Here is a 17,783-nt window from a genome sequence, read left to right as displayed (position 1 = left end):
TCAATAAAAATCAGCTCACAAATAAACAACAAAATATACAAAATCAAAAACGCCTAAGACCATTTCTCTCACATCCAAAAACTATAGAGTAAATTTTTCCAATCACAGTGAGAAACATTAGAAAAGAACCTACTGGGACAGCCATTGTAATGAATGAATAGCTGATCGGAGTATTACTAATCACTCTAGTAGAATTATCAATACTTAGCTTTACCCCATAAACAACACTGAGCAGCAGAAATGCTGACATTAATATCAAAACAAAAATCTCATTCAGCACCTGTAACCTTCTTGGCAGCAGGTTGCTAAAAATATCAACACCAATGTGCTTGTTGTTTCTAAGCGCCTGGTTTGAACCCAAAAAAATTATCCAAACAAAAAGCAGCTGGGCAATATTTACCGACCAGGCAACGGGCAATCCTGCCCACCTCCCAACTGCAGTAAAGAATACCAATAGAACGACAATTGACAGCAACAATCTGGATACAAACTCTTCCATCTTAGTAAAAAAGCTAATTATTTTTATCACAGAAACCTCCTCTTATAAATACTTTTGGCATCTAACAGTTGAAATCGTTATTTAAACAAACACAATAACCACTGCAAAAAAACTCGCCAAGACAATTTATAACACTTGTATCGTCTTGGCGATCTTAAAACTCACTTTACTTACCTAGCGTTTCATTAACCTTTTCTCGCAACTCTTTTAAATCTTCAAACTCATCATAAAACCGATCAGCTCTTTCTCTAAACAACTCAATATCAACTTGGTTAATACTAACTCCTTCGCCTTTCATCTGCTCTTCATATTCCATTGCCTTTTCAACATTAAGACTAGAAGCGTACTCTCCAGCATTAGTAGACTCATCAATTAATATTTCTTGATATTCCACAGGCAAACTATCAAACCAAGTTGTGCCAACTGTCAGGGCTGTCAAAAGCTGAAAATGACCAGTTTTCGCAATTGAATCAATAACTTCAGGCAATCGAGCGCCATGAATAGCAGAATAGTGAGCTTCAACACCATCAATAACACCTTGCTGTAAGCCTGGGTATGCTTCAGCCCATGCCAAACCAGTGGAGTTCCCGCCCATTACTTCAATAGCCTTATTAACTATTGAAGTACCATTAGTACGAATTGATAAGCCACTTAAGTCTTCGGGCACTAGCACCTGTTGAGTTGTTGCCAGATGTCGTTCGCCCTGAAACCAGTTAAAGGATAAAACTTTCACTCCATGAACAACTAACTCAGATTCCCAACTACGGAACAGCTCTGAAGACACTAATTCCCGCCCTTCATCTAGATCATCAACAATGTAAGGCGCTTGTAGAATTGAAATCTCACGTACCATGTCGCCTAGTGGACCCGCATCAGTCAAAGTTGCTACATTGGCACCCACTTTAGCTTGCTCTAGAAGATCAGCTGTACTACCAAGTTGAGAGCTAGAGAATACATTGACTTCCACCCCCCCTCTGGTACGTTCCTCTACTGCTTGCTTAAACTGCATAGCTCCCTCGTACATGGGATCTTTATCGTTCATTGCGATGCCAACATTTAAACTAAAAGTCTCATCAGCATCTGCGTTATTATCCGCACTCTCCTGTCCACACGCGCTTATGAGCAATAAAATTGTCGAAGCATATAGAAATTGTATTGTTTTTTTCATCGGTGAATTCCTCAAAAGTTGTTATTTCAGTCCGAGGCCCTGTCCCACCCTCAAGCACTGATTTGAATCAGCACCTTGCGGGCCTCTTCTGGTCGATGATCAAGCATGTCGATGGCGCTGGGCATGTCGCTTAGCGGCAACCGGTGGCTAACTAACGCCAACGGATCCAACTGCCCACTTGCCATTAGCTTAAGCACCTCCGGAAACTTACGATTGTTGAGTCGCGACCCAACCAGGGTCAGCTCTTTCTTAATCACTTCTAACTGCACTAGCTCGCTGGGTTGAACGCTGAAGCCCAGCAGACCAATGCGCCCCGCTGGCGATGCTAAACGCAGCATTTGCGGTAACAGCGCTGGCACGCAGGCTGCATCGGCAATCAGCGGCACGCCTTCCCCTTGGGTTAAGGCAAGCACCTCTTTTTCCACATCCTGCTCGCGGCTATTAAATACCTGCGTTGCCCCAAGCTGTTTTGCTGCCGCTAATCGCTCATTAATAACGTCAGTGACGATGACCTCTTCGATACCCTTAGCCAGGGCCATTTGCAGGATTGTCAGACCAATAACGCCGGCGCCCAGAATCATCAGCCGGTCACCAGGGTGCGGCTGCATACGATCGAGCACGTTCGCAGCAATGGTGTAAGGCTCAACTAAGGCAGCAGCGTCTAGCCCAATATGCTCGGGTAGGTGGTGCACGTTAGCCGCGGGGACGGCAACAAACTCTTCAAAGCCACCATCGCGATGCACGCCGATCACCTCAAGCGAACTGCACACATTGGGGCGGCCAATCCGGCAGGGGTAGCACTCACCACAGCTAATAACCGGGTCAACGCAGACGCGATCTCCGACGGCAACGCCGAGCACACCTTCCCCCACTGCTTCTACTACCCCGGCAAACTCATGACCGGTGATACGCGGAAAGCGCACAAAAGCGTTATCGCCATGGATAATATGCATATCCGAGCCGCAGATGCCGGCAAATGCCACACGCACTAGCGCTTCACCTGCGGCTACCTTGGGCGGCTCAACATCCGCGACCTGATAGTCGTGGGGCGCCTTCACCTGAAATGCTTTCATTGACGTCAACCTCCTTACCCGTGCTTTAAAATACCCATGCCCCAGCTCACCAGTTTCCCCAGTTCACCAGTGCCACAGGGTGCCGTCTTCCAACCTATTCACTGGGAGGCTGGCGCGCTTATAGGGATATTGCTTGGCTAGCTGTTCATCGATATCAACGCCGTGCCCCGGCGTTTCGCCAACAATGAAATGCCCGTCTTCAAAGCGGTAATCATGGGGAAAGACCTCGTCAGTGGCGCTGGTATGCGGCATATACTCCTGAATACCGAAGTTGGGCACCCAGGTGTCAAAGTGAATCGCCGCGCCAAGGCACACCGGCGAAAGATCCGTCGGCCCGTGGAAGCCGGTACGCACGTGGTAAAGACCCGCCAAATCGGCGATGCGACGCACATGGGTAATACCGCCAGCGTGGGTAAGGGTGGCGCGGATATAGTCGATCCACTGGTTTTCAATTAGCGCTTTGGCGTCAAACAGACTGTTGAAGACTTCGCCCACCGCCAGCGGTGTGGTGGTGTGCTGGCGAATCAGCCCAAACGCCTCCTGGTTTTCAGCCGGTACGCAGTCTTCAAGCCAAAACAGATGGTAGGGCTCCACTTCTTTGCCTAAGCGAGCAGCCTCAATGGGCGTCAGGCGGTGATGAACATCGTGTAGCACATGTAGATCGTCCCCAAAGCGCTCACGTACGGCGGCAAACAGCTTGGGCACATGATTTAAGTATTTGCTGGTACTCCAGACATGCTCGGCGGGCAAGTCAGAATCAGCAGGCTCATAAGGTTCGCCCTCCTTTTTGGCAACACCATAAATGCTCGCAATGCCAGGCACGCCCGCCTGAACACGCACAGCTTTGTAGCCTTCATCCACATGGCGGGCGACCTCTTCCAGGCACGCTTCGATGTCGCGTCCCGTTGCATGGCCATAGACCATGACGCGGTCACGGCTCTTACCACCTAACAATTGGTAAAGCGGCATGCCCGCCAGTTTCGCTTTAATGTCCCAAAGCGCCATATCCACAGCGGCAATCGCACTCATGGTAACGGGGCCGCGCCGCCAGTAAGCGCCGCGGTAAAGGTAGTGCCAGATATCTTCGATGCGCTGAGGATCGCGCCCGATTAACGTCGGGATTACGTGCTCTTCCAAATAAGCCACAACGGCCATTTCACGGCCATTGAGGGTGGCATCGCCAATACCGTATTCGCCCTGATCGGTCACAATCTTTAACGTCACAAAATTGCGCCCTGGCGAGGTCACAATGGTATAAGCCTGCTCTATCTTCATTGAATCGTCTCCTGCTGCAAAGCTGGGGTTTGTTGTTCTTCAAACGCTGCTTGGCCCTCAAACATGGCGGGGAAACGACGCACTAGATCAGGCATAGAGACCAAAATCTCACGCAGATGCAGCATCATCGCCTCTTCAGCTTTCTGAACGTCTCGCGCCTCAATGGCAGTCACGATGTTTGCATGCTGATCCACAAGCCGTTCCAGCGGGGTGCTGTGAGGCATACTGAGGTAACGTACCCGATCAAGCTGAGCGCGGACTTCTTCGATGACCTTCCAGGCTGCATGCTGCTTCACCCCCAGCGAAAGCGTTCGGTGAAAGGCTTCGTCAAGACGATAAAACCGGTCCGTATCGTTAGGCTCGATACAACGGCGCTGCCGCGCTAACAGATCATGCAGTTCCGTCAGCATCGCTGGCTCAATCCCCTTCTCTGCCGCCAACTTCACTACGGCTACTTCAACCGCTTCACGTACAAAGCGAGCCTCAAGTACCGCCCGCTGAGAGATCTTGACCACATAAGTGCCGCGCTGAGGCTTCACTTCTAACAGCCCAGCCTCAGAGAGCCTTATGAAAGCCTCCCGCACTGGCTGACGGCTAACCGAAAAGGTGTCGGCTATCTCCTTTTCCGATAGCGCCTGCCCCGGCGCCAGCACCATCTGGATAATCGACTGCCTCAGCACATGAAATAGCCGTTGGCGAACCGATTCTCCATCGTGGGTTTCCTGCCATAGCGTTTGTAATGTTGTGTGCATTGCACCTAATCCTGATAGAGAAGTTCGTGGCAGTAGCGGCCAGACCTGATATGACTAGTATGGTAGTTAGATAAAAATAAAAAAAGGCCAAATGCTTTACCCTTTAGTCGCACAGCATGGCGCATTTCCTAATCGTCAATTTCATACCTAATTTGAACATACACCTTACATAACAGCCTGGTTTAGCGTACTTTTTAACTATCAATCTCTAAGCGTGTTGGCATTTATATGTAGGTATTTAGCAAGCTATTCGCCTAAGATGGTTTAATACAAACGAATGAATACCAAGGCCACTGCCCAATTTGGCAGGCGTTATAAAACAGTTGGGGCTTAGGGCTGCTTCAAGATAATTATAGTTAGGAGAGAGGGATGCGGGTCATTCAGACAAAGGATAATTCGAAAGACCTAGTCTTATCGACTGAATTGCCTACATTTTTGGTAGCTGATCTACTCAGTTGTCAGACACTGCCTACGCTGCCATCCGTTGCTATCAACGTTTTGAGAATAGCCCGCACTGAGCACCCCTCCGTAAACGAATACGCCAATGCCATAGAGCGTGATCCCGCCTTGACCATGCGGATCATTACCCTTGCCAACAGTGCTTTTTTCTCGCGTAGCCATACAAAGGTGCACGCGTGCCAGGAAGCGACGGCCCGTCTGGGTTTAGACACCACGCTAGCAGCGGTAATGAGCTTCAGCCTACTTCAAAACAGGGGAATTGACGTTCATTACCAGCGTGTATGGATGCGTTCAATCATTGCCTCTATAGCAGCGCGCCATCTTGCCATCCGTCTCTGCCCCGACATGGCAGGGCCTGTATTTACGGCAGCCTTGCTCCAAGACATTGGGATCATGGCATTACGGGCGACATACCCTAAAGAGAGCAATCATTTATACACGGAAATCGCACTATCCCATCGGCAGTTATCTGAGTCTGAACGACAGCTTTTTGGCTGCGATCACTCTCAAGTAGGCGCTTGGCTTGCCGCTAAGTGGGGGGTTCCGACACCGCTTGCTCAGCGCATCAGTGATAGTCACGGCGAATACGACATTACCGCCCCCGATAGGTTATGCATTCAACTGTCGGGGCCCATTGCCGATGCCTGGCTCTCGTCCCACCCAGCGCAGTTACTAGTCGCCGTGGTGCGAGAATTTGAAACCTATCAGGGCGCCAACGCGCTATCTTTACGGCACTTACTCGAGAATATTCAGGAACAGCTGCCAGCACTGGCGGATATGCTGCAAATGACGGCTCCTCCTTTGCAAAATAACGAATCACTGCTGGCTGAAGCGCAACAACTGTTATTCCAACAAACGCTACAGCTCAAAGCGCGCCTTGATACGCACCAAGCGGAGCTCGCCTCTCTTCGCCTACGCCAAGATGAATTAGAAGAGCGCTCACGAACAGACATGCTCACCGGTCTTGCCAACCGATCCTGGCTTGAAGAGCAGATGCATAAGCGCTTTGTCTTGTGCCAGGAACAGTCTCGCATCATGTCAGTGGTGTTTATTGACCTTGACCACTTTAAGAAGCTAAACGATCAATACGGCCACCAAATGGGTGACAATGTGCTGCAAAAATTCGGTAAAACGCTACAGTCACTCATTCGTGACGGCGATCTTGCGGGGCGCTGGGGCGGCGAAGAGTTTTTGGTCGTTTTACCCGATGAAGATGCACAGGCAGCCCAGGTATTCGCCAAACGCATTACCCAGCGCCTAGAAAAAACACCGATGGCTCACGATGACCAGGAACCCATCCATGTATCGGTTTCCATCGGTATTGCCTGTTTAGGTGACGGCGGATTTGGCAGTGCTGATGAACTTATTGATGCCGCCGATAAGAGCATGTATTTCATCAAGCACACCGGGCGCGGCGGCATAGCAGTGTACGGAGATCGTGGCGCGACGGTAACGCCTATTAACGACTAGTCTTTTACATGACATGACTGGTTCGAGTCCCCTCTATCGCTATATCTATCTATCGCTCTATCTGTAGCAATATATGAGTACTCCCTATGCTGGAACTTCATCAGGTACATAAAACCTACGCGACGCCGCAAGGCCCGCTAAGGGTACTCGAAGATGTCTCCCTACGTTTGGCCGCAGGGCGCAGTCTGGCGCTAATGGGGGAGTCTGGGAGTGGCAAATCCACCCTACTGCACCTTGCCGCCAGTTTGGATCTTCCCGACCAAGGCAGGATCACCTTTAAAGACCAGAACGTCGCGTCATTAGCTGAGCCCGCCCGCGCCAAGCTGCGCCGTGAGCAACTGGGCTTAGTCTTCCAGCAGTTTCATTTAGTCCCCAGCCTAACGGTGCTCGACAATCTGCGCCTGCAGGCGCGCTTAGCCAAACGCGACGATGCCGACTGGGCAGACTACTTAATTGAGCGGCTAGGGCTGGCTGGCATGGAAAAACGTTACCCAGAGCAGCTCTCCGGGGGACAGCAGCAACGCTTAGCCATTGGCCGAGCTCTGGCACCGCGCCCATCCCTGCTACTTGCCGATGAGCCCACGGGCAATTTGGATGAAACCACCGCAGGCGAGGTACTTGAACTGCTATTGAGCCTGGTTCGCGAAACTCAGTGCGCTCTGCTAATCGTCACCCATAGCCTCCAAGTAGCGGCTCCGCTTGATCGCTGCCTACGCCTAAGCCACGGTCGTCTACTAGACGCGGCACCATGACCCAGGTTCTATCCACGCTACTTAGCCACTATCGCCGTCACCCCGGTCAATTGGTCATGCTGCTGCTCGGCCTATGGGTGGCTAGTGCCCTATGGAGTGGTATTCAAGCGATCAACGCCACCGCGCGCGACAGCTACGCCCGCGCCGACGCGCTGTTTGACACCCAGCTGGATCAACTAGAGCGGCGCGATGGCACGCCCCTCACGCGTGCCGAGTATTACGCCCTGCGCCAGGCAGGCTTGCCCGTTTCGCCCATGTTAGAGGGTGCCGTCGTTACCCAAGATGGCACCCGGCTAACGCTGATCGGTATTGACCCACTGACCCTATCCAGCGATAACGCCCTAGCCCAAACAAACACCTCCGCGTCGTTGAGTGATTTTCTAACCCCCCCATGGCAAACACGGGTAGCGCCTGACGCCTTGGCAGCCCTGGGGATAGAGCGCGAAAACGCATCGGGCGCTACCCCAACCTTGGCAGATGGCAAGACACTCCCACCGCTCGTTTTGTCGCCAGCGCTACCGCCAGACACGCTGATCATGGATATTGCCGCAGCAGCGCGGTTGCTTGAAAGCAGCGAAAAGATTACGCATATTGTGACCGCAGCGGGCGCCCTCTCTGAAGCGCCCCCCGGATTAACACTCACCCGCGCCACAACGCTTGCCTCGCCCGGTCAACTGACGGAAAGCTTCCACCTCAACCTTACCGCGCTGGGGCTACTAGCCTGGGTCGTAGGGCTATTCATTGTTCAAGCGGCGCTAGGCTTAGCGTTGGAGCAGCGCCTGGGCATGCTACGCACCCTTCGCGTGCTGGGTGTATCAGGGCGCCGTTTAGTGCTAGCGCTCAGCTTAGAGTTAATCCTGCTCGGGTTAATCGGAGCGCTTGCCGGAATAGCCAGCGGCGTATGGCTAGCACGTGTGTTACTGCCCGATGTGGCGGCAACCCTGGGCTCACTTTATGGCGCAGGCGTGGGGCAAGAGCTCAATCTGCCCTGGCATTACTGGGTCGGCGGGCTTGCGGTTAGCCTTGGTGGGCTGCTGCTGGCGGGCAGCGCTGTTCTGTGGCGCGCGGCACGCTTAAACATGCTGGAACTGGGCCAGATGCAGGCCTGGCGTAGCGGTTACCGCCGTCAATTAACGCTAATGAGCATCGGCGGAGCACTCGCTTTGAGTATTGCGCTAGCACTGTATGCCTGGCTCCGCCTTCAACCCCCTGGCGATGGATTAGTGGCAGGCTTTGGGCTGATTGCCGCGCTGTTGCTGGCAAGTGCCCTGTGGTTGCCGCCCTTTTTAGCGTTGATACTGAGAGTGCTGGCACACTTTGCCCGGCGGCGGCCGCTTATCCACTGGGCAGTCGCGGATATGCAGCTTCAGCTACCCAAGCTTTCGCTGGCCATGATGGCCTTGCTCATCGCCCTGGCAACCAATCTGGGTGTCGGCAGTATGGTCGGCGGCTTTCGTCTCACGTTTTTAGACTGGCTTGATCAGCGCCTGGTCGCCCCACTCTACTTAAATGCTCCCAGCGAACAATACGCCGAAATTGATGCCTGGCTTGCTAATCGCGCCGAGGTATCCGAACGGCTGCTTACTCGGCGTAGCAACGCTACCCTGCAGGCTGCCACTACGCCAGAAGGCAGTCGCTCGATAGGCCTGCCTATCGAGCTTTACGGCATTACCCCAGGCGAGTCCCTAACGCCTCACTGGCCGCTACTGGCAACTCAACAAGACCGCTCATCCGCCTGGACAGCCTTTGACGATGGCGCAGTTTTTGTTAACGAGCAACTCGCCACCGCTGAGAACCTTTCCCCCGGCGATCGCCTAACCCTAAGCGCGCCGGGCGCCAATGAAACGCTGACCATCACCGCTGTTTATCCCGACTACGGCAACCCTAGCGGCCAGGTGTTAATGTCGTCGCCTCAGCTTGCCGCACGTTTTAATGCGCCGCCAAGCTCCATGGGAGTAGTGCTGAATGAAAACGCCGATGTTGATGCCCTTCGGGCTGCCCTGCGCGAACGCTTTAACCTCGGCAACGATGCTCTGAGCGATCAAGCCGAGATCAAGCGTATCGCCACCGAGATTTTCGAGCGCACCTTTACCATTACTCGCGCGCTGAATGTATTGACCCTAGCGGTCGCGGCACTAGCGCTGTTCGCCAGCCTGCTGGCCCAGGCGCGCAGCCGACGCCAACAGTTATCACCCCTCTGGGCGCTGGGCGTGCCCCGAGTACAGCTGGCACAATTGAACCTGGCACAACTGGGCGGTGCGGCATTAGTGACCGGCCTGCTGGCCATTCCACTGGGTATTGCGATTACCTGGGGCTTAGTGGCGATTATTAATGTGGCCGCCTTCGGCTGGCGACTGCCGCTTTATCTGTTTCCTTGGGAGATGGCCATTACGCTAGCAACCGCCGTCATTGTGGCACTACTGGCAGCGGCCCTGCCCACGCTGCGTTTCTGGCGCGCCTCACCGCGGGCCTTACTAGCAGAAGAGGCCAACCAATGAGCGTACGACGACTGCCAAACCTGCCTATTCTGCTGATCGCTACCCTTGCGTTGATGCTTCAAGGCTGCGGCGAAGAAGATCCCACGACTGGAAGTAGTGCAGGCTTTGCCGGATTGGGCCAGGATGCCGCGGGGTTCCAACACGCCGAGTCAAACTCATCACTTACCTTCCCTACGGATCATTCAGCGCACCCCGATTACCGCATCGAATGGTGGTATTTAACCGCCAATTTGGAAGATGAGTCCGGCGAGCCCCTCGGCCTGCAGTGGACCCTGTTTCGTCAAGCCCTAATGCCGCCCAACGAACGCCCCGAACCTGCGCCCTGGGCAGCAGACCAGCTGTGGATGGCGCATATGGCTATCTCTCAAGGTGAGCACCACCAAGTGGCCGAACGCTTTGGGCGCAGCCATTCACAGGCGCCATTGAGTGCGCCCAACGACAGCCAAGCAGGCGTAATCGCCAGCCCGTTTCACGCCTGGCTGGATGACTGGCAGCTTAAAGCAAACGATGAAGTCGATCACCGCGATTTCGATAACCTTACCCTCACCGCCTATAGCGGCGAAGGGGATAGCCGCTTTGGCTATTCATTAACGCTGACCGCCGAAGGGCCGCTGGTATTGCATGGCGACGGAGGGTTCAGTCAAAAAGCCGCTAACGGTCAAGGCTCCATGTACTACAGCCAGCCCTTCTGGCAGATAGAGGGCGATGTCACCCTCAACGGCGAGACCAAAACCGTCAGCGGCCGCGGCTGGCTGGATCGTGAATGGAGCAGCCAACTGCTGGATGCCCGCCAATCCGGCTGGGACTGGTTCTCGCTTCATTTTGAAGACGGTCATAAGCTGATGGCGTTTCAGCTACGTGGTGGTGGCAGTGGTGGCAGTGATGGCAGCGAAGATACACATCCAAGCGCAGACTACCGCTCAGGCACCTGGATTTCGCCACAGGGCGAAGCCACGCCCTTGGCAACCGATGACATCACACTAACACCACTGGCAACCTCAGCTGTCGCCGGGCGCGATGTACCCACCCGCTGGCGGCTGGAAGTGCCATCAGCAGGCCTCGATATGACAATTGAAGCCCCTCACGCCAACCGCTGGATGGACACCAGCGTGCCCTACTGGGAAGGCGAAGTGCTGGTTAACGACCGCGCCAGCGGCGAACCGCTGGGCAAGGGGTATCTGGAAATGACCGGGTATTGAGTAGGGAATATCGAAAACTGCCGCAGTAGCAAAACCTTCACCATTTCGGGATGACACAGGAGCACGGATATCGACATTACCCATTTAGAGCATGTCATTATCGCCTTGATCATTCAGCTCTCACTCCTACCGTTTGTTTCTGCTCGCGTGGCCGGTGTAATACCGGTGGCGATACTGCTCGGGCGCGAGATCGCGCAGCACGAATACAGGTTAGGTATCCAACGTGGCTGGGAGTGGGGTGAAACGCTACCGGTCGGTATGTTTGAAGGCGTCTGGCGTGGGTGGACGTTAGACTCAGCGCTTGATGTGCTGCTGCCAGCACTGGCGTGCGGGCTGCTAGCGTTTCTAATTGGGTTTAAAAAACGTCATACCGCCAAAAACAGTTAATCACAATGACCGCCAAGAATGCGATAAAAAGCGCCAGCTAGTCATTATCGAGACGCTCAGTACGATATAGCTTCCACTCATTTTCAACCCGGCCATCCGGCAAGCGGCAGTAGCGACCCGTGCCCAGGCTGCTTTCGCGAATTACATTCTCCCCGCCGAGGCTTCTACAATATTCAGCGGCATATTGCGTCATCTGATTGGCTGAATCCGGGCCTCCCCTGCCGCTGGCACAACCGGCGAGCACCAGTACTGCTGGAATTGCTAAGTAGCGATATAGGTTACCAATACATACCGACATTGTGATCTTCCTTCGTCCCTAGAGCCTGTTGACCTAGCCATGCATCGACTACCCTTCATATTCGTAGAACAATAACGAAGTTACCAATCCCAATGACCCAGTGTCGGCTCAGTGTCAGCACCGAAATAGAGAAAATGCCTAATGAAACACCTCCTACTTCCGCTCTGCCTGTTCAGCACTACCCTACTGGCGAGTGCTGTCGTTTATGGCGAAGAAGCCCGGCAGTCAAATGATGCCTGTTTAGAAACCGCGGTCACCACCGTGGACATTGTGGCATGCATTACGGAAGAGTTTGAACGCGAAGACAAGCGGCTCAACGACAACTACCAGCAACTGCGCAGCCAGTTGAGTGATAGTCGTAAAGAGCAACTGCTAACCGCCCAGCGAGCTTGGATTGCGTATAAGGAGGCTAACTGTGATTTTTATGCCAACCCAGAAGGTGGCACCTTGGCGCGGATCAGTGCCAACTCTTGCGTACTAACCGAAACGACCAATCGCGCAGATGAGCTCGAAGCACTCATGCAACCCTAGGAATAAGAGCCGGCATCCGCCGAGAGGCATGCGGGAGACTCGGTTTGCTGTTATCGAAAATGGCAGCTAACCTTGTACAGGCCATATACATAAAGATGGTTGTGTTCATATAGAAAACCCATTTCATAAGGAAAGTGAAATTATGTCCAGCCCAGAGCATAAGCAGAAGATCTGGAAGATGATCAAAGATATTAAAGTCGGCATGCTGGTAACCCTAGATCACGAAGTGCCCCGGGCTCGTCCGATGCATCTAGTGCAGGAAGAGTACGATGGCACCCTGTGGTTTTTCACCCGCCGCAGTGCCGAAAAAGTGTTTGAAACCCAAAGCGACCACGATGTGTGCCTTAGCTTCTCCGACCAGGAAGATGGCGTCTACGTTTCGTTATCGGGTAAAGCCAACCTGACCGATAACCGCGAATTGATCGAGAAATACTGGAACCCCTTCATCGCCGCCTGGTTCCCGGAAGGCAAGGACGACCCTGACGTCGCCCTGCTCGAAATCAAAGTGCAAATGGGCGAGCACTGGAAAGCCAAAGAGAGCAAGACGTTCCAGCTTTACGAAATCGCCAAAGCCAACCTCAAAAAGGATGCCACCCCGAACCTTGGTGAGAATGAAAAGTTCGGTGGGTAACTTCCTTCTCAAGCGCCCCGCTGCTGGGGCGCTTTCCAGTCTAATGCTCGTCATGCTCCTGGCGTCAGGCAGCGCATGGGCCAATAGCCAGTCCCAGAATGATGATGCTACCCGTAAGGGTGAATGCGAACTCAACGATCAGCAGCAGGCAATGCTGTCTCAAATCAACGAGGCGCGTAGCCAGGCGCGACAATGCGGAGATCAACAGTTTGAGGCCGTAGAGCCGTTAACATGGAGCTGTAAGCTTGAAGCAGCAGCCCAGAGCCACTCCCAGGACATGGCCGAGAATGACTACTTTAGCCATACCGGCCCGGATGGCGCAGGTATCGAGCAACGGGTGGGCAATCAGGATTACGTATGGCAAGCCGTGGGGGAAAATATCGCCGCTGGCCTCACTTCTGTTTCCGCCGTGGTGGAAGGCTGGCTAGACAGCCCCGGCCATTGCCAAAACATCATGAATGACGCCTTTACCGAGATGGGCATGGCGAAAGCCGAGGATTCGGAGTCACGCTATTCGTCCTACTGGACACAAACACTTGGCCATCCTCGCTAAGCACCCACCAGTCAATTATTGCCCACCTCCTAGCTCACCGTAGTGGACAGCCGTAATCGCATTTTTAGGCGAGCCGTCCACCAGCTTGGTGCTGTAGGTCAGGTACACAAAGGTCTGGGTTTCGGCATCATGCATGCGAACAACGCGCATATTCTTGAACAGCGCCGAGCGGCGTTGACTAAAAATCACCTCTTGCTCCTCTACTTCTGCGGGGTCGAAGACAATCTCCCCTGTCTGCCGACACGCCACACTCGCCTCACTGGCCTCCTCAGCCAGCCCTACCGCACCAGAGATGCCACCAATCTGTGAGTAGGAGAGATAGCAGGAGATACCCTGAACATCTGGGTCGTCGAAGCGCTCAACTTCAATAGTGTTGTTCGGGCCCAGCAGCTTGAACTCGGTACGCACGCTGCCAATATGGGCATCCTGGGCGAATAGCGTGGGTGGCATCAGCGTAAACATAGCGATGAGCGACATAAGTGCAACGCGTTTAGATAACAACATGGGTAACTTCCTTGGCAATAGTCAGCCGCGTGAGGGGCTAAAATTATCGGATAGAACAAGATGAAAGCTGAGGCTAGGTTCTCAAACCGGGGGGGGTCGAGAATGCTCACTTAAGCAGCGAGGTGATCTTGTCTTCTATGAGCCTGGCTAACCTCCCCAAGCTTGGGGGACTATGTCCTGCCTCCTCGTCTTGGTATTCGATAAAATCGAAATGTCGGCCCTTCCTGCTGGACTCGACATGCTTAAGGAAGGGCTGATAGTGCTCGGTATAGTGATGGGTATCAAAGCTGTTCTGCAAGAATGTCACTTTGCTACTCTCTTTCAACTGATCCCACCCTAGTGCCATAAGGTTTGAGTCAATCTGCTCAGTTGTTCTGACGGATAAAAACGCGTCAACATGTTTACGGCTGTAGAATTTTAAAACATCGGTCTGGGGGTTGATGACGATGGCGTCATTCAAGAGACCCAACAGCACGCCGCTGAGCGCTGCAAACCCACCCCCAGAAGACCCAACGCCGATTTTTGTACAACCAGGGTGCTTACGGTCAACCAGCTCTAACAATGGGTTAAGGAGGTGAGGCAAATCACTAGACTGACTCTTCCCTAAATACCAGCCTAAAGTAAGAGAATCGTCCCCAGTAGTCAGAGGGTCGGCGATGACCACGACGGGGTGTTTAAATTTGTCCGCCCAGGACCACCTCTGAAAGACAGCACTATCCCGTCTTAGTTTATCGCGGGTTACAGCACCATTAAACAGCACAAGAAGCTTCGACCAATCTTTGGAATTGTGGAAGTAATAGTTACCATAAACGCCTTCGTCGCCGTCTAGTAACTGCTCTAGCGAGTCATAGGGCCTAAATGGATCACGCACCGTTTCCCTTATCTCATATCTCCAGGCTATGGTTTCGTTACACTTAAAGCCTATGCGAAGCTTTTCGGTAAACATGAAATCGAATTTGAACCCCAACAGCGCATCCTGGGAAACTGGCAGTCCTCGTTTCTGCAAATGCTGGGCAACGTCCTTGCGGCTGAGATGGGGGGCGGTGGTAAAAATATTGGCCCCTGTGTCGACAACGATGTCTATATCTTTGCCTTCCCAGTAGGCCCAGCCGGCTATGCGTATTCTGCCGTTTGTCGCGGCACTAGCCGGATCAGGCGAGTCTAAAACGCTCAGAATGGGGTAGCTAATGGGTAGCCGGTCGACTTGGATTACCACGTCCGCTCCTATCATCAAAAGAAAAGATGGCAACGCCTCATCTGGCGGGCATTAGCGAATTAAGTTGATCACTATAGCCGCGACCAAGGCCCAGAGTTAAAAATTAAGCCTGCTAGGCTTCCCAGCCCATAGACCTCGGTGAGCTCCTCACTGGGCTCGCAACTGCCATTCATTCGAGTATACCGTCATGTATAGGGGGAAACCCCTTTCAAATCAAGGCAAAGCATATTATCAAGCCAAGTAATGCGGTTTCGGTATTCATGGAGGAAGGCCATACTCAGAAATGTAAGTGCTTAACCAGAGGTGGCTTAATAAGTAGTGCTAAATCTAGCGCTGAAATAGGAGGGGGGAACGAAAACAAAAACAGGCGAAACCAGATAAACCACTAACTTATTGTTATTTATGGCGTCCTGGCAGGAGTCTAAAAAAAAAATGCAAGCCAAGCATATGATTTTTAATAACTTAATACAAACATGAAAAGAATTAGTATACCAGCGATCCCACCTGCAGCCCGCTAATATCCTATAAATTGATAACAGCACCACTGGTAATTTTGTATATGTCACATATGGGCAAATTATGACTAAAAACGGCCATTTAGACCTCGTGAATACACAATTTCTCGAGCACCGACGCCGCTTTGCGGGGTTCGAGTGCTAAGATTAATCATATGCAAGCTTATTAACCCTCAAATACTTAAGGTCTAACCTTAGTCCTTCACATTAAATTTTGATCATATGCAAAATTTAACTGGTTTAATATTTCTGTAGGTTGGCGCTCTCTTTGATTTCCAACATAACCAGTCATCCTTCCTGTTTCTGAAATAAGATGTAAGTTTTTTCTAGCCCTAGAACCAATTACATAGAGCAACCTTTTAGCGCTATCAACAGAAGAATCATTGAAATTAGGAACTAGACCTTGAAGAAGCCCGAAGGAGATAACTACATCATACTCACCACCCTTTACCCCATGTATCGTTGACACCTTAATACCAGTCCTAGGCTTAAATGCTTTCCGAAAAGCCTCTACATTTGTCGCGAATGAGGCATCCTCTTGCCTTAGCCTATCCATTCTATTCAGTGTACTGTTGAAGAACGATTCATAATGCTCCTTAAGCATTGGATATAGGGCGTAATCTAATTTCAGTTCACTAAAAATTTGCTCAAAAAATAAACGAAGATAAGTCAGACCATCATTTTCATATATTTTTATCGAATTGACAATTTTGAGTAACTGCTTAGAGGTCATTGCATGGGTATCGACCAGTGCAAGCTCCATGTCATATAAGATATCAGATGCCCACCGCAGACGCTTAACATACAAATTAGGTGAGGGCTCCGTTAAAATTATTTGAGTCAGCTTAAACCAAAAATTATCAATATCCCTTGAGAAAGGGACTAGTCCTGGCCCATCAAAACTATAATCGGGCAATCTGTTTACCAAGCTACGGGTGAGTGCAGCTAAATGCATCCACCAAGGTGCAATTACGCAAATTTCGCTCTCTGAGATACCAATTTTTTGTGTATTATGCTCAATATATTCACTGACTTTATCAACTAAGTTATCCTTATGAATAATTTGGTCATAAGTGATAAGACTAGGGTGATTTTTATACAAACCTTCAGCGGTATTTTCACTTTTGAAAACATTATAATTAAGATAATAATCTATGATTTTTCTAGAGCTTCTATAGTTTTTATCTAGTGCCATTGTAGTAAATGACACACCAGCTATCTGCTCGAATTCCTGCTGTGTTATTGCGTAGCCACCGAGCGAGCCATAGATAGCTTGATTTGGATCACCAACAATGAACGTTTTCAACCTGCTCTGACTAGCTTTAATCATACTAGCCACAATTGAGTATTGTATCTCTTTTGTGTCTTGATATTCATCAATAAGAATATACGAAAACAAATTCGCCAGTATTCTAGCAACAAATGAATTACTAGATAATATTTCATAAGAAAAGTATAAAATTTGCTCAAAGTCGATCTGATTATTATCTTCAAGTTGATTGTGATACTTGTCTATCACCTGTTTTGCTAATGATACATTACTTCCAGCACAAGACAGTATTAATCCTCGTGGGTTGTAGTAATGACTACACTCAAAATACCTAATACTTTCGGTAAAACTGGAGCATATCTGAGATATTATTTTTTCAGAATCGTATGAGTTAACTATTTTAAAACCGTTTTTTAGCTTGTCATGATATAGACCATATGGCTTCAATATCCATTCTAAACAAAATGCATGAATAGTCCCGATCCATAAATGGGATGTGTCTAATCCAAGAATTTCAATGCGCTCACGGATTTCATCAGCTGCTCTATGCGTGTAAGTAATAGCGACCACCCACTTTTTAATGTCATCTATTTTTGAAAGCTCATAAGCAATTTTGTAAGTAAGCGTCCGAGTTTTACCACTTCCTGGGCATGCAACTAAGAACACATTATTCGGTTCACGAATCGCCGCCACTTGTTCATTATTTAGATCACCTTCGTCAAACACGAACATA

Annotated in this window: 17 protein-coding genes; 8 read left to right on the top strand and 9 right to left on the bottom strand. The window is 51.1% G+C overall.

Features of this window, described 5'->3' with window-relative positions; translation table 11 throughout:
• Nucleotides 1-43: 43 nt before the first annotated feature.
• The 5 genes from A6R74_RS21080 to A6R74_RS21060 all read right to left on the bottom strand — a co-directional run bounded on the left by A6R74_RS21080 (nt 44) and on the right by A6R74_RS21060 (nt 4,767).
• Nucleotides 44-529, bottom strand: coding sequence for a TRAP transporter small permease (locus A6R74_RS21080; protein ID WP_064236443.1), 486 nt, complete (start codon nt 527-529; stop codon nt 44-46).
• Nucleotides 530-665: 136 nt separating this feature from the next.
• Entirely contained in the window at nt 666-1,667 is a 1,002-nt protein-coding gene (locus tag A6R74_RS21075) for a C4-dicarboxylate TRAP transporter substrate-binding protein (RefSeq protein WP_064236442.1), read from the bottom strand.
• 50 nt (nt 1,668-1,717) lie between these two features.
• Entirely contained in the window at nt 1,718-2,740 is a 1,023-nt protein-coding gene (locus tag A6R74_RS21070; protein ID WP_064236441.1) for a Zn-dependent oxidoreductase, read from the bottom strand.
• A gap of 63 nt (nt 2,741-2,803) precedes the next feature.
• Nucleotides 2,804-4,015 carry a D-mannonate dehydratase ManD gene (gene manD / locus A6R74_RS21065; RefSeq protein ID WP_064236440.1) on the bottom strand — a complete coding sequence of 404 codons (1,212 nt, stop codon included), beginning with the start codon at nt 4,013-4,015 and terminating at the stop codon, nt 2,804-2,806.
• Nucleotides 4,012-4,767, bottom strand: coding sequence for a GntR family transcriptional regulator (locus tag A6R74_RS21060; protein WP_064236439.1), 756 nt, complete (start codon nt 4,765-4,767; stop codon nt 4,012-4,014). Before A6R74_RS21060 ends, manD begins: the two co-directional genes overlap by 4 nt.
• 369 nt (nt 4,768-5,136) lie before the next feature.
• Here A6R74_RS21060 and A6R74_RS21055 point away from each other — a divergent pair, with 369 nt between their 5' ends.
• From A6R74_RS21055 to A6R74_RS21035, 5 genes are all read left to right on the top strand, one after another.
• Nucleotides 5,137-6,696: a sensor domain-containing diguanylate cyclase gene (locus A6R74_RS21055; protein ID WP_064236438.1), complete on the top strand. Its 1,560-nt coding sequence runs from the start codon at nt 5,137-5,139 to the stop codon at nt 6,694-6,696.
• Between the two features lie 86 nt (nt 6,697-6,782).
• On the top strand, nt 6,783-7,448 hold the full coding sequence (locus A6R74_RS21050; protein ID WP_064236437.1) for an ABC transporter ATP-binding protein: 666 nt from the start codon (nt 6,783-6,785) through the stop codon (nt 7,446-7,448).
• A complete protein-coding gene (locus tag A6R74_RS21045) occupies nt 7,445-9,946 on the top strand; it encodes an ABC transporter permease (protein WP_064236436.1) in 2,502 nt (833 codons plus the stop codon). Before A6R74_RS21050 ends, A6R74_RS21045 begins: the two co-directional genes overlap by 4 nt.
• Nucleotides 9,943-11,145, top strand: a complete 1,203-nt coding sequence (locus A6R74_RS21040; protein WP_064236435.1) for a lipocalin-like domain-containing protein — start codon at nt 9,943-9,945, stop codon at nt 11,143-11,145. The genes A6R74_RS21045 and A6R74_RS21040 overlap by 4 nt, the downstream gene beginning before the upstream one ends.
• A 105-nt stretch (nt 11,146-11,250) precedes the next feature.
• Entirely contained in the window at nt 11,251-11,532 is a 282-nt protein-coding gene (locus tag A6R74_RS21035; protein ID WP_240488290.1) for a hypothetical protein, read from the top strand.
• A gap of 37 nt (nt 11,533-11,569) precedes the next feature.
• Here the strand turns inward: A6R74_RS21035 and A6R74_RS21030 are convergent, their stop codons facing one another.
• Entirely contained in the window at nt 11,570-11,830 is a 261-nt protein-coding gene (locus tag A6R74_RS21030; protein WP_064236433.1) for a putative hemolysin, read from the bottom strand.
• Between the two features lie 141 nt (nt 11,831-11,971).
• Between A6R74_RS21030 and A6R74_RS21025 the strand changes: the two genes are divergently transcribed.
• The 3 genes from A6R74_RS21025 (at nt 11,972) to A6R74_RS21015 (ending at nt 13,545) form a co-directional block, all read left to right on the top strand.
• Nucleotides 11,972-12,361: a lysozyme inhibitor LprI family protein gene (locus tag A6R74_RS21025; RefSeq protein WP_064236432.1), complete on the top strand. Its 390-nt coding sequence runs from the start codon at nt 11,972-11,974 to the stop codon at nt 12,359-12,361.
• A gap of 142 nt (nt 12,362-12,503) precedes the next feature.
• A complete protein-coding gene (locus A6R74_RS21020; protein WP_064236431.1) occupies nt 12,504-12,992 on the top strand; it encodes a pyridoxamine 5'-phosphate oxidase family protein in 489 nt (162 codons plus the stop codon).
• On the top strand, nt 12,973-13,545 hold the full coding sequence (locus A6R74_RS21015) for a CAP domain-containing protein (RefSeq protein WP_064236430.1): 573 nt from the start codon (nt 12,973-12,975) through the stop codon (nt 13,543-13,545). Before A6R74_RS21020 ends, A6R74_RS21015 begins: the two co-directional genes overlap by 20 nt.
• Before the next feature lie 15 nt (nt 13,546-13,560).
• Here A6R74_RS21015 and A6R74_RS21010 read toward each other — a convergent pair whose 3' ends face one another.
• The 3 genes from A6R74_RS21010 to A6R74_RS21000 form a co-directional block, all read right to left on the bottom strand.
• Nucleotides 13,561-14,049: a CreA family protein gene (locus A6R74_RS21010; RefSeq protein ID WP_064236429.1), complete on the bottom strand. Its 489-nt coding sequence runs from the start codon at nt 14,047-14,049 to the stop codon at nt 13,561-13,563.
• A gap of 106 nt (nt 14,050-14,155) precedes the next feature.
• Nucleotides 14,156-15,265, bottom strand: coding sequence for a hypothetical protein (locus A6R74_RS21005; protein WP_064236428.1), 1,110 nt, complete (start codon nt 15,263-15,265; stop codon nt 14,156-14,158).
• Nucleotides 15,266-15,982: 717 nt separating this feature from the next.
• Entirely contained in the window at nt 15,983-17,782 is a 1,800-nt protein-coding gene (locus A6R74_RS21000) for a UvrD-helicase domain-containing protein (protein ID WP_064236427.1), read from the bottom strand.
• Nucleotide 17,783: the final 1 nt, after the last annotated feature.

This window comes from Halomonas sp. ALS9, assembly GCF_001651035.1.
Classification (GTDB): Bacteria; Pseudomonadota; Gammaproteobacteria; order Pseudomonadales; family Halomonadaceae; genus Vreelandella.
This window is presented reverse-complemented; position numbering and strand designations above follow the sequence as displayed.